We start from the raw sequence: 12690 nt of genomic DNA, 5'->3' as shown, positions 1-12690 counted from the left end.
ATGCATGTTGCGTGCACTCTTTCTTTATTATATATATATTATTATTAATAGTAATTTTTGAGCAACTAAGCTACAGATAACTGCCATCCTTTGATAGAAGCTAATTTGAATGGTTGCCATAACAAATAATGTAGCAACACTTTTTAGCAACACAGCAACTTTTTTAATTTATTTTAACGGCAACGTAGCAACTTCTATTGCAACATATCTTCAGTTACATAACCATTAACAATTCCGTAAATAGGAAAACGTATCTTGCTATCATATTTCTTCCAATTTTTCATCCTACTCATAATAGCTCGTATCTCATTACCTTCTAGTCGTTTAAGATTGGACTGTTCTTTACCAAAGCATTCACACCAGATTTCCATTACACAAACCCTGGTACGTTTAACAGTTCCTACTTCCTTAGTACCAAATTCACCACCATTTAGAAAGCTTCTACGTTCATAGAGGTCCATAGAAGGCCAGTTCTCAGGCAAGAGTTTATTAAGATATTCTCTTACTAACGCTTCTCTTTCATCGGCTTCCATAGCTTCGGCTTGTTCTTCTATAGCTGCCTCTGATAAGCCATCTTCCAAATGAAGCTGCTCACCCTCCTTATAGAGTTTTAGTGTTTCAGCCCATAGTTGTTTAATTTCATAGTTTGAAATCTCCCAAGGCTTTTTAGCACTTTGTCCTTTTACCCTCACTGGCCAAAATCTACGATTACCCGTGGTGTCTCTTAAATAGCCATTTTCAGCATTAGTGGTTCCAACGAATACACATTGACGTGGATGAGGAGCAGGGCGCCTTCCAAAGCTAGCTCTATAAATATCATTCTGTCTAGATAAAAAACTTCTTAAGGTTTCAACGTCAGCTTTTCTAAGCCCGGCTAATTCTCCTATTTCTAAAATCCAATATCCCTGCAATTTCTCAGCAGCAGTCTTATCATGCGTATCCGCAAGCTGTAAGCTATCAGAGAACCACTCTCCACCTAGCTTAGCAATAAGTGTACTTTTCCCTATTCCTTGTGGACCATTTAAAACTAAGATAGTGTCATACTTACACCCTGGATTGAGTACTCTAGCTACTGCTGCACAAAGCACCTTTTTTGTTACTGCACGGACATATGGGCTGTCTTCTGCTCCTAAATAGTCAACGAGTAAAGTTTCAACACGGTCAATACCATCCCACTCTGGTAAACTCTGCAGGTATCGTCTAATCGGATGATAAGAACGATCATCGGTTACCTTTGTCACTGCTGTTAAATAGTTTTGTTTGCTAAAGGTACCATAGTGCAAATCAACATAACTCATAAGCTGTGCATCATCTGCATCTCTCCAAAAATTACTGGGATGCTTCCAGGGCACTTCACCTATAATCTCCATGCCATCACTAAACTGATTAAAGACGATATGCTTTAAATGCTCATCATGCTGTAAAATCAAAATCAAGTTTTTAAGGTTATTAACCACTTGACCACTTTTACTAACCGTTAGCTTCTCTTGCCACTTATCATCTATCGCATCAAATTCCTCTTCCACTTTTCCCATACGTTCTCGTACTACTTGCCCTTTAACCACATCATCCTTAGTACAAAACTCCACCATAGCTTTATAAGATGGTAGTTTAGAAGGTACTGTGCCTTCTGGTGCCTCCCTATCTAATTCTCTAAAGAGATGAATCCTAACTAAGTCAAAGGCGTTACAAAGTTTGCCACTAGCTGGATCAGTAGCATGATGTGAGTAAGCGAATTTATCATCATAAATCACTACACCAGCTGTACTTTCACCTGCCAGGTAATCATATCTGTCAGGCACTACACTTGGCTTGTAAACATCACCCAAGAACTTTTCTATGGCATCCTGAATAGAATAAGTTCTGCAAAAGGTACCAATAATGCCTTCCTTCTCTAAGGGATCTGATTGCTTAGAGATATGCTTCTTAACAACGATAGTTTGTCTTGAAGAAACAGGCCAAGTTGAGCTATCTCTCCAATTTTCATAACGTGCTAATATCTTATCTGGGTCTAATAAACTACCCTTCTGCTCTTTAAAGAGAAATACTCCATCACATGACGTGCTAGGCCAGTACATCAGCCTTACGGGCTCGTAGGTGGTATCATCAAATTGGTCAATACCAATATCTTTAGCCACCATTCTGCCAATAGCTGAATACTCATCAGCCGTAACTGTTCTTGCAAGAGGAATAACTAGCCTTAATCTTGGATGCTCTGATGTGTGTTTATGAGTAGAATAAATGCAGCAAGTAAAATCATAGAACAGTTCTATCTGCTCCCATATATCTTTTAAGGCATCATCCATATCCAAAGTAAGCATAGTACGGTATTCTACATAACCATTCTTACGCTTACCTTCTTTGAGCCTACCACCTACAAAACCACCAATATCTTTTATAGCATCCTGTTTCACCTTAGAAAGTAGTCTATATTCAGCTACTGACTCACTGGTACGATACGTTTGACTCACACGTTCAGTAAAAGCTTCCCAAGTAAACTCCTGGTGCTTCCATACTTTATCCTTTCTACTATTTCCAATAGCAATTGTGAACTTCATTTTAGTCTCCTTTGCTGCCTAATCTTTCTTGTAATACATACATTCAAAGCCATCTGCTCTAAGGGGTAAATCTTCTGCCCACATAGGTGGAATAGCCATCACTTTGCAAAGTTCTTCTAAAGAGCCTTTTCCCAGTGGTGCTTCAACTATCACCTCATCATGAACGTGCATCACAATCTCATAGCCTCTATCCCTTATGGCAAGCATAGCTTCTGCAAGTAAATCCCTTGCTGTTGCCTGTACAATGTTTTCTACAAGCTTAGGACCATAGGTTTCAATACGACACCAGTGCTTGTTTTCACCTATCCCTTCATAGGTAAGACCTTCTCTACCAAACTTATTGATTTCAATTCTAGGTCTGATATAAGAAAGTCTTCGTCCTGAAGGTAAAGTAATAAAAAGAATACCTCTTTCATAGTGAAAAGTTAACTTACCTACTGCTTGTGGTACTCTTTCCTTGACTGCCTTAAGTGCTGCTTTATCTACTGTCCACCAAAGTTTTGTAATATTAGGATTAGCTTCACGCCAAGTAGTAACAAGTGGTTTTAACTCCTCCTCTTCTATTCCCATTTCCAATGCACACATAGATGTCAAAGCACCTACGCTGCCGCCGTAACCAAGGGCTAGTTCTGCAATCTTCCCTTTCTGCCTTAATGGGCTACCTTTGGTAATTTCATCAATTGGTACCTTAAACATTTGTGAGGCAGAGGCTTCATAAATCTTGCCATGTGTCTTGAAAACCTCTAAGCGCCATGCTTCATTTGCTAGCCAAGCAATCACTCTAGCTTCAATAGCAGAGAAGTCTGCTACAATAAATCGTCTCCCCTTACTAGGAATAAAAGCTGTACGGATAAGTTCTGAAAGGACGTTAGGCACACTATCATAAAGTAGTTCCAATGTTTCTAGGTCACCTTGCTTCACTAAAGTTCTCGCTAATGTTAAGTCCTTTAAATGGTTTTGAGGTAAATTATGAACTTGTACCAACCTTCCTGCCCATCTTCCTGTACGATTGGCACCATAAAACTGCAGTAACCCGCGTACTCTTTTATCAGGGCAAATAGCTCTATCAATGGCTTCATACTTCTTAACAGAGGTCTTTGCAAGTTCTAACCTCATTTCTAGCAATTGTTTAACTTGACCTGTAGTACAAGTTACCAATTCTCCAACTAACTTCTTTGACAAACTTTTTATACTCAAATCATTATCAGATAACCATGTCTTTAACTGAGCAACACTGTTTGGATTATCTAATCCAGTCAAGGCCTGAGCACGTCTAGTTACCTTCTCTTTATATTCACTATCACCTTTAATAGCATTTTTCACAAGCTGGGTATCTACTAAAATACCTCTATCATTAATTTCTTGATCTAATACATAAAGTTTTTGTTCTGTTTCACTAATAGGATAAGAAGCTAGCTTTTTACGAATAGATCTTTCTACCTCTACATCCCGTTTACAGTAATACTTAAACTGCTCCCATTTCTTTAATGCATGACATGGTAAATTTCTTGTTCTGTTTTCATTAGTTCTAGTAGGTTTACAAGGCATACAAAAATATCTAATTAACTCTTTACCTTCTTTGAGTTTCTGCTTTTCTAACCCTAATACTTCTCCTACTGCTTCAAGTGATAAAGGTAAACTTAGCACAGCGGCTTGAACCTCGCTACAACGCCAGTCTTCTGCAGTAAGTTGAATTCCTAAATACCTTGATAAAGCAGTTCGTTCAAAGCTAGCATTAAAAGCTGTCTTAATTACGGTTTTGTCTTGAATAGCGGACAATACTTTATTAGGTACAGTTTCACCCTGGACCAAATCAATGACTTCTACTTCTTCCTCATCAAAGGCATAAGCTAGCAGCAATATCTCAAAGTCTGTAGCAGAGGTATATGCATACACCCCTGCTTTAGTTAAATTAACGCTGCTATAGGTTTCTAGGTCTAAAGCTAACGTTCTCATGATAAGAAGTCATCTTCTCCATAGGCTTCAAAGTCATCCTCAGCTCTTGAATGACCGCTGAGTGGTTCACCATCCTCTAACTTCTGTAGATTACCGAGACCACAAGCAATTCCCTTATTACCATTCTGATTAAAGGCATAAAAGTTAATGCTTGCTCTACCATAGCACCCACTGTATACTTCATTAGGATCTAAAATAGGCTTTACTTTCTTATCTACGATTTGTGGCTTATCTTTACTATTGGCATTGATAAAATAACACCCTTGATAAGCCTCATCATCAGGTCTATCGATATCGCCATCTCTTAGAGGTAGTTTTAGATTGGTTGGAATCTTACCTCCAAACTTAGCAATGCCTTCTTGCTTAGCCTCCTCCATAGCTACTTGAATTTCTTCGATGGTTTTAACATCTGATTTAGGGATAATTAAAGATACACTGTATTTCTCTTCACTTCCATTAATACTCTTTGCCTGCCATATATTTGCATAGCTAAATCTTACTTTACCAGTTACTACTTTGCTCATTATTTTGTCTCCTCTTCAAAGTCATCTTTTACTGTGTTTTTAACATCTTGTCTCTTATCACTTATTGGAACTAAGGTTAATTTACCTTGGGGTTTTTCTACCAATGATCCTAAGAGTTCATTAAATACGTTTTTACCTAAGAGCTTCTCCATCTCACTTAGTCCAAGTAGTGACTGCTTGTAAATATCTTTATAGCCAGCTTCTAAAAGCTTACTAATAACTTCTTGCTCATTCTTATATTTGCGATTACTTCTACCTTCAACTAACTTATAACCTAACCACTCCTTGTTTTCATTTAAAGCTTTATCAGTCGCATAGACATATATATCATTAGCCCAGCTTGCGAGTTTTTCAGCTAGGGGTAATATTTGAATAATCTCTTCATCTTCTAATAACGCAGGAAGTGCAAAGTCATACTGTGCTAGCTCTAAGAAATGCTCAGTTCTAGCCCTACAAGTTTGCTTAGCTCTACAGAAACGACAGTGCTCTCCTGGTAAGAAGTCGCCCTCTCCTTTATAAGCCATGTTAGCTTTAGGTTTTAATTCAGTTTCGACCCACTCAAGGAGCTCACTTGTTTTTATTTCATAACTAGAAATGTTCTCAAGCCTTGGTTGGCAGATGGTCATCCTAACTATCTCAATGTCATAAAGGACATCAAATAAAGTAAGTGCCCCTAATGCATAAAGCTTCATTTGAGGATTATCCTTGGCTGATACTGCCACCCCACGTCCGTATTTAAGATCCACGATATCCAAGGTGCCATCTGCTACAATGATTAAATCTCCTGTTCCAAAACCCTCTGGCACATAACAAGCATAATCTAATCGTTGCTCCACTAAGATAAGTGGGTCAGTACATGCTTCTCTTGCCTTTGCAATAAGCTCTATGGCTAGTGTCAGATAGACATCCGTGTATTCTTCTAGTTCCTCACTGTCATAGTCGCTTATAGGCCTTTCTAAGCTTTCTCCTAAAAAGGTTCTAATCTTATATTCACCTAAAGCGTGAGCAGCTGTTCCCTCCTCTGCAAAGGTACTGGTGGTGTTTTCAAACTGTTCCTCTAATCTTGCTGAAGGTGTACAATGAAGCCATTTATAAGAACTAGATGCACCCAGTAGTGCATGAGCTGACATTACAGAGTTTCCACTTCATTAAGAAGTGCCTCATAGCAAGATGGCTCTAAGTCAGTTAATTTGTCAGCACCATACTTTTCAATAAGAGCTCTAATCTCAGGGCCTTTTCCAACTTGAGACTTCTCAGCAAGTACAGATCTAACTTCTTCTATTGAAACAGTTTTCTTTTTTGATGCAACGTTAAATAAACTATCAATATGCTCAGCTAGTTTGTAAAGATCCTTTGCTACTTGTAAAATCAGTTCATCTTGTTTCATAATTCGTCAGCTCCTCACATTTGTCATTAAAGTACTTAATAGGCATATCCATTTTGCTTGCTGCTTCGATTTCTACACGCATACCTTCGGTCATTTGATTGCCAAACACCCAGAGTGCTTCACAATGAGATAATAGATGAAGCCCCAGTACAATACCTGCTTGGCGTTCTTCATTAATACTCTCATCAAGGAACTGTGTATTATGAAGGTGTGGAGCAAAAGGAACTGCTCCTTTGGTATAAGCAAAGCGGCAATACGCTCGTGCTCTTAAGGTGTTACGTTCAATATCTCCTCTATAAGGAGAACAGATAAAAACTAGCTTCATTGCTGTAGTGCCTCCTTAGGTTGGATAATTCTGAGTAACTTAGTAAGTTTGGTAGCTACTTCTGTTTCTTCAGGCGTACTTTCATTAACCGAAATGTGGCTAGACTGTAATCCAGAAATAGTAATCTTAATGGTTTGCATTTTATTCATCTCCTTGTGATTGGTTTTTAGAGGTCAAAATAAATTCCTCTACTATATAGCCACGAGAATGGCAATTATTAAGGATAAAAACATAATTTCCTTTAATTTCCTGTAGATTGTATTTAACCTTGAGTAAATAGCAGGTATTGTTACCCCTTCCTCTTTTGCTATCTCAGCTATTGATTGTTCACAGAAAAAGACCTTGAAGATGAGCTCCTGCTGCTCTGGCAGTAACTTCTTCAAGGCATTTTGTAATTGTTCGATTTTTCCTGATTCAATAGTTTCAGTTTCAATATCTGTATTTTCCGACACCTGTACTCCTTTTGCTTCTAGTACTGATAATAAGACGTGCCTCCTTGTTTCTCTTCGTTCTTGTTTCTTGGTACTGTCCTCAATTTCAATACATACTTCTGCTACCTCATCGGGTACATCAATTTCCATGATTTCTCCGGTAACACTTTCATATTTAATTTTCATCATTAATGCCTCTCATTCTGTAATGCTAACTTTAAAGTCGCATTTTGAATAATTGACATTTGTAAATCGGTCATAACAGCGAATATCAATGTTAGGGCAAGATTTGTATAAAGCTGTTATAAATGTGTATTTTTATGCAAAACTAGTGGAGACCTAGATAGAAATATAATAAGTTTCCAGACATTAAAATAAGCAGCTACACCACTATGGGTATAACTGCTTACTCTGTTTTGGAGCATATTGGTATTACACTTCCTACGTTATAAAGGCATTGACTGCACATAGCCTTATTTCTATGGATGCATTCAACTGGATGTTCTAGCTGATAGCCTATTTGCTTTAATAACTTATTCATCTGATGCTCTAATCGCACCTCTTGTATTGATTTACTATCCATGCTAAGCCCTTCTTTCTTAGTAGGAGTATTGCCTAAAAAGGGATCAGATAAACAAGAAATGTTTATAAGACATACCTTGCAATCAAAATAAAGATAGAGGACTATTTCCCTAGCTCTCCACATCGGATTCTAATTAATTCCTCCAATAAAAAGACCATACCCCTTTACTGGAATATGGTCAAGCTATTCATTCATTAATCAATCTTGCAATCTAAACATTTATTTACATAAATATTTAATGTACATTTTACTCCCCAACCATTCCATCGCCATCTCTATCATCCATATATTTATATAACCAATGGTCAGAATAAATTGGCATCGAGTATCCAGCCTCTTTAGCTTCACTAATTGTAATTTTTCCATTACCATTTGTATCAACTTTTGCAAGCTCTGTTTTTTCATCCTTAACAGTATTAGATGAGTTATTATTTCCTATAATTTCTGGATTTCCATTTTTAAATTCATCAACAACTTTATTGCCTTTTATAGTATACTCGTATTTGTAACTAGATGGTATTTGCGTTGATGTATTTGGATATGTAATAGTAGCAACAAAGTCAGTACACTCTCCTGCATCTCTAATCACCTTTTCCATATAGGCTTGATCCCCATACCTATTTAAAGTGCTATTTTGGGGGGTAATATTATAAGCATTTGACACACCACCTAATGAATCAGCAATTACATGCCCTTGGTCGAGATCTGCACTTTCTGTTCCTGGCACATTAGCCTCATCATCATAATATCTCCCACTAGAGTTAACCGGTTCTGTTTTATCATCTTGTAATATAATTTTATCTGCTATTACATAAACAAGTTGTCCATACTCATTTGTAAGCCCCCAGTACACTCTATCTCCATATCCAATGTCTACGGCAACATTATTTTGTCTACTTCCTGATCTATCTCCTCCATCTACTTCAATTATCCTATATGATTTCCCTTTATATTGATAATAAGCGTCAGATGTTTGATTGTTTGTTGATGTAACAAATACAGTTCCATTCTTCCACGTAACAGTCGAGCTCAGGTTTTCACTTACAAAACGAATAGGTACCATTGTAGTACCATTTATTGATTTAGGCGCTACTGATAATTGTTTAACCGCACCATTAACAGTTACATTTTTACTACCTAAAACAAGCTTAATATCTGCATTTTCTTTATTGATTGTAATTGTTTGTGTAGGTCCATCCCAACCTACGCTTGCACCTAAATTCTCACTTACAACTCGTAATGGTACGAGTGTTGTTCCATTCTCTTGAACCGGTGCTACTGTAGTTGTAACGTATTGATTATTAATATTAAGCTTAATATCTGTTGCAAACACTGTAGAAACACTTAATATTAAAGTTACTAATATTGAAAGAATCCCTTTGTTTTTCATCATATTCCTCCCTATTTTATATTCTATTATTATAATACCTTAAAATCATTACGCATTAAACATTTTTTCTTGAATAATTAACAACTAACATTGTTATTACTGCTCTCTATAAATATAAGTCAAATAAGTGTGCAAACACTTTTATGAATGGATCCTATTACCTGTTGATCATCAAGCACCACCACCCTTCCCTACACAGAATTCCTTGAACAAGCTAAGATCTATTTCAACCTTGCTAATGAGGAACAGCAAGTGGCTATCTTTCAAGCTCTTAGTGTTATCTATTATGACGCTTACTTAAAAAGTGCGAATTTACAACTTTTACAAAAAGGGCTTCCAGGTCTTGAAATTTATAATAAAACTTCAAACTGACCCGAAAGCCCTCCTTCTTGCTTAGTAGGCGTTTGCATTAATAGAAGACTCGCAAACCTTTTTTACATATTTAAAGTATTCTTAGTCATTTTTATGTTCAATAAAAATTATAAATGAATAGAATAAGTGAAACAATAAAAGTGCAAATTTACTTTCTTTACCAAAAGAGGCTTTTCACAGTTCCATTAGCTATCAGAATAATCCACTATTTTCTTTGCTTCTCCCTTTACTTGATCATAGGTCATATTAAATACCATGTCTGATAACCACTTTTTAAATGACGGGTTATCTTGGAACTGTTTAAACAATTCCATATTGTCAGCCATAATATCAAAAATAACTTGCTGTAACGCACGCTCGCTTTCTATTCGAGCATTCTGGGCATCAGAATTTTTCATAGCATTTTGATACTTATCATCTTTCAACACCATAGCTGGAATTTGAAAGATTTGTCTACGAATATTATCTGCATCATTCCAGTTCACATTGCCAAACATGTCATTAAAGTCATTAAGAATCATTGAAAGCAAATCCATCTCGGGATTTACAATATGACCACCCTTGCCAGTAGGAACCGGTGGAACTTCCACATCTTCATCTTCTAATTTTATTGACATTGCCTCTTGAGCTTCCAATCGGTAACTATCCAAGTCAATAACATCCAAAATACCTTCCGAAAAATCATTATCACCAGGTGATGGCAATTTTGGAATAAGAAGATTTAAGAAGATTGATAAGCGTTCCCATTCTGCATTTCCGTATGGTAGTATCGCACCTAAGAATCCATAAGTACGACAAAATGATTTTGCTGAGCTCTTAAATATAATTTGATCTTCTGTTTCTAAATCTTTGTATACAGCTACACATACATCTAAAATCGGATCTAAACGATCCCTATCTGCACCATTTAAGTATAAATCAACTAATCTCTCGATGTCGTCTTCTGAATATACCTGGTATTCTTCCAGTGTTGTAATCAAATCATATAATTTATTAGGATCTGTTTCACCTGACAGTAAAGTTGTTCTATAATATCTTGAAAATGCCTCCTGAATCATTGCAGGTTTATTTGCAAAATCCAAAACAAAAGTATCGTGTTTTAATGGATGGCATCTATTTAATCGTGATAACGTTTGAACTGCCTTGATATCATAAAGCGGTTTATCTACATACATTGTATGAAGCAATGGTTCATCAAATCCAGTTTGAAACATATCTGCAACTATCAACAGTCTATATGGATCTGTTTTTAGTGTTTTGGGAATTTTTGCATCTGGAAATCCATTCAATCCGGCAGATGTCAACAGAGATTCTTGCCCTTCATATTTGCACTCACCTGAGAATGCTATAATTGTTTTATACGGACTATTCCTATTGGCCAAGCACTTATTAATTGCATAATAGTATTCAATACAGCGTGGAATACTTGATGTAACAACCATTGCACGAGCCTGTCCGCCAATCTTCCCTTTTGATATTACTTGTTCATGAAAATGAGCGACCATCATTTCTGCTTTTTGAGCAACAGTATGGCTATCACTTTCCACAAATGCTCTTAATTTTTTCTGGGCACGCTTCTTATCAAACATTGGATCATCTTGTACTGTTTTCATCAACTTATAGTAACTATTAATTGGAGTATAATATTTTAATACATCCAGAATGAAGCCTTCTTGTATTGCTTGTTTCATAGTATATACATGGAATGGGCGATGTTTTACATTATCGCCATCCTGATAAGGAACTCCGAACGTTTCTAATGTTTTATTTTTTGGTGTAGCAGTGAACGCAAAATAGCTAGCATTTGTTAGAAGCTTTCTTCCCTCCATCATTGCATTTATTTTATCTTCGTTATCCATATTATCTTCTGAAGCTAATCCAGATAACGCAAGATTCATTTGAGCAGAATTACGTCCACTTTGTCCAGAATGTGCCTCATCAATAATAACGGCAAATTTATTCTCTTTATGGCTTGCCCCAATATCTGGAACTACATATGGGAATTTTTCTACCGTTGTAATGATAATTCTTTTTCTATCCTGAATAGCTGTGCGCAAATCACCAGAATGCTCAGCCCAAGTAACTGTATTAGCCACCTGCATAAATTGTCTAATATTATCTCTAATCTGTTTATCTAGAATACGTCTATCTGTTACAACAAGAACAGAATCAACCATTGGACGTCCATCTTTCTCAAGTCCTATCAATTGATGAGCAAGCCATGCAATAGAATTTGACTTTCCGGAACCAGCACTGTGCTGAATTAAATATTTCTTTCCAATTCCATTCTCTTGAACATCTTTAAGCAATTTTTCTACGCAATCCAATTGATGATAACGTGGAAAAATCTGTTTAACAGTTTTCTTCTTGGTTTCGGGATCTTCTTCTGCGACAACTTGTGCATAATTTTCAATAATATGACTAAGCTTTACCTTTTTAAGAATATCCTTCCATAGATAATCTGTCATGATTCCATCTGGATTCGGTGGATTTCCTGCCCCATCATGATAGCCTTTATCAAAGGGTAAAAACCAGCTGCTCTTTCCTGCAAGTTTTGTACAGAATTTAATGCGAACGTCATCAACAGCAAAATGAACCATACAGCGTTTAAATTGGAATAGTAATTCTCTTGCATCTCGATCCTTTTTGTACTGCTCTACTGCATCATCTACATTCTGTTTCGTTAACTGATTTTTTAATTCAAATGTAATCACAGGAAGGCCATTGATAAATATACATATATCAATGGCTAATCTTGTAGCATCCATAGAATACTGAAGCTGTCTTGTTACACTAAATATGTTCTTTTCAAACATTTCTTTTGCTTTGATATTATTCTCTGTTGGCGTTAAATAGAACATTATAAGGTTTGCTGGATATACTTTTATTCCATTGCGCAAAACGTCAATAATTCCACGCTTCGCAATCTCGCCTTGGAGTCTATTCAAAAACTGCTTCTTTTTAATATCTGTTTTAAACACATCTAATCTTTCCATTGCATCAGGCTGTGTTTTGTTCAAAAATTGGAAAAGTCTAGTTTCATCAATAGCATATTCTCGATTATAATCAGCATTTGTTCCTTGTTCATATCCGTTATGCTTTACCAACCATTTAACAATCAAAGCTTCAAGTCCACTTTCTTTTGTATCGGTAAATATCATTTG

At 36.4% G+C, this 12690-nt stretch carries 11 protein-coding genes; all 11 read right to left on the bottom strand.

All coding sequences use genetic code 11. The features are described 5' to 3' along the window. Positions 1 to 194: 194 nt before the first annotated feature. The 11 genes from EKH84_RS13380 to EKH84_RS13340 all read right to left on the bottom strand — a co-directional run bounded on the left by EKH84_RS13380 (position 195) and on the right by EKH84_RS13340 (position 12687). Positions 195 to 2558: a virulence-associated E family protein gene (locus tag EKH84_RS13380; protein ID WP_127066684.1), complete on the bottom strand. Its 2364-nt coding sequence runs from the start codon at positions 2556 to 2558 to the stop codon at positions 195 to 197. Positions 2559 to 2576: 18 nt separating this feature from the next. Continuing rightward, positions 2577 to 4514 carry a DNA polymerase gene (locus EKH84_RS13375; RefSeq protein ID WP_127066683.1) on the bottom strand — a complete coding sequence of 646 codons (1938 nt, stop codon included), beginning with the start codon at positions 4512 to 4514 and terminating at the stop codon, positions 2577 to 2579. Further along, positions 4511 to 5038 carry a DUF2815 family protein gene (locus EKH84_RS13370; RefSeq protein ID WP_127066682.1) on the bottom strand — a complete coding sequence of 176 codons (528 nt, stop codon included), beginning with the start codon at positions 5036 to 5038 and terminating at the stop codon, positions 4511 to 4513. Before EKH84_RS13370 ends, EKH84_RS13375 begins: the two co-directional genes overlap by 4 nt. Next, positions 5038 to 6168: a DUF2800 domain-containing protein gene (locus EKH84_RS13365; protein WP_127066681.1), complete on the bottom strand. Its 1131-nt coding sequence runs from the start codon at positions 6166 to 6168 to the stop codon at positions 5038 to 5040. The genes EKH84_RS13370 and EKH84_RS13365 overlap by 1 nt, the downstream gene beginning before the upstream one ends. Then, positions 6168 to 6425, bottom strand: a complete 258-nt coding sequence (locus tag EKH84_RS13360) for a hypothetical protein (protein ID WP_127066680.1) — start codon at positions 6423 to 6425, stop codon at positions 6168 to 6170. Before EKH84_RS13360 ends, EKH84_RS13365 begins: the two co-directional genes overlap by 1 nt. Continuing rightward, positions 6412 to 6750, bottom strand: a complete 339-nt coding sequence (locus EKH84_RS13355; RefSeq protein ID WP_127066679.1) for a DUF7768 domain-containing protein — start codon at positions 6748 to 6750, stop codon at positions 6412 to 6414. Before EKH84_RS13355 ends, EKH84_RS13360 begins: the two co-directional genes overlap by 14 nt. Continuing rightward, positions 6747 to 6890, bottom strand: a complete 144-nt coding sequence (locus tag EKH84_RS22090) for a hypothetical protein (protein WP_190283327.1) — start codon at positions 6888 to 6890, stop codon at positions 6747 to 6749. Before EKH84_RS22090 ends, EKH84_RS13355 begins: the two co-directional genes overlap by 4 nt. A gap of 51 nt (positions 6891 to 6941) precedes the next feature. Then, on the bottom strand, positions 6942 to 7370 hold the full coding sequence (locus EKH84_RS13350) for an RNA polymerase sigma factor (RefSeq protein ID WP_127066678.1): 429 nt from the start codon (positions 7368 to 7370) through the stop codon (positions 6942 to 6944). Between the two features lie 217 nt (positions 7371 to 7587). Next, on the bottom strand, positions 7588 to 7764 hold the full coding sequence (locus EKH84_RS22085) for a hypothetical protein (protein ID WP_190283326.1): 177 nt from the start codon (positions 7762 to 7764) through the stop codon (positions 7588 to 7590). A 247-nt stretch (positions 7765 to 8011) separates the two neighbouring features. After that, positions 8012 to 9154: a stalk domain-containing protein gene (locus tag EKH84_RS13345; protein WP_243118594.1), complete on the bottom strand. Its 1143-nt coding sequence runs from the start codon at positions 9152 to 9154 to the stop codon at positions 8012 to 8014. Positions 9155 to 9711: 557 nt separating this feature from the next. Next, on the bottom strand, positions 9712 to 12687 hold the full coding sequence (locus EKH84_RS13340; protein ID WP_127066676.1) for a type I restriction endonuclease subunit R: 2976 nt from the start codon (positions 12685 to 12687) through the stop codon (positions 9712 to 9714). Positions 12688 to 12690 lie beyond the last annotated feature (3 nt).

It is taken from the genome of Cellulosilyticum sp. WCF-2, from assembly GCF_003990395.1.
In the GTDB taxonomy this organism is placed as follows: domain Bacteria; phylum Bacillota; class Clostridia; order Lachnospirales; family Cellulosilyticaceae; genus Cellulosilyticum; species Cellulosilyticum lentocellum.
The sequence above is the reverse complement of the archived record's forward strand: the minus strand, read 5'-3'. Positions and strand labels throughout refer to the sequence as shown.

Coding starts and splice junctions, on each gene's coding strand:
- EKH84_RS13380 (WP_127066684.1), bottom strand. CDS start 2,558: ATGAAGTTCACAATTGCTATTGGAAATAGTAGAAAGGATAAAGTATGG.
- EKH84_RS13375 (WP_127066683.1), bottom strand. CDS start 4,514: ATGAGAACGTTAGCTTTAGACCTAGAAACCTATAGCAGCGTTAATTTA.
- EKH84_RS13370 (WP_127066682.1), bottom strand. CDS start 5,038: ATGAGCAAAGTAGTAACTGGTAAAGTAAGATTTAGCTATGCAAATATA.
- EKH84_RS13365 (WP_127066681.1), bottom strand. CDS start 6,168: ATGTCAGCTCATGCACTACTGGGTGCATCTAGTTCTTATAAATGGCTT.
- EKH84_RS13360 (WP_127066680.1), bottom strand. CDS start 6,425: ATGAAACAAGATGAACTGATTTTACAAGTAGCAAAGGATCTTTACAAA.
- EKH84_RS13355 (WP_127066679.1), bottom strand. CDS start 6,750: ATGAAGCTAGTTTTTATCTGTTCTCCTTATAGAGGAGATATTGAACGT.
- EKH84_RS22090 (WP_190283327.1), bottom strand. CDS start 6,890: ATGCAAACCATTAAGATTACTATTTCTGGATTACAGTCTAGCCACATT.
- EKH84_RS13350 (WP_127066678.1), bottom strand. CDS start 7,370: ATGATGAAAATTAAATATGAAAGTGTTACCGGAGAAATCATGGAAATT.
- EKH84_RS22085 (WP_190283326.1), bottom strand. CDS start 7,764: ATGGATAGTAAATCAATACAAGAGGTGCGATTAGAGCATCAGATGAAT.
- EKH84_RS13345 (WP_243118594.1), bottom strand. CDS start 9,154: ATGAAAAACAAAGGGATTCTTTCAATATTAGTAACTTTAATATTAAGT.
- EKH84_RS13340 (WP_127066676.1), bottom strand. CDS start 12,687: ATGATATTTACCGATACAAAAGAAAGTGGACTTGAAGCTTTGATTGTT.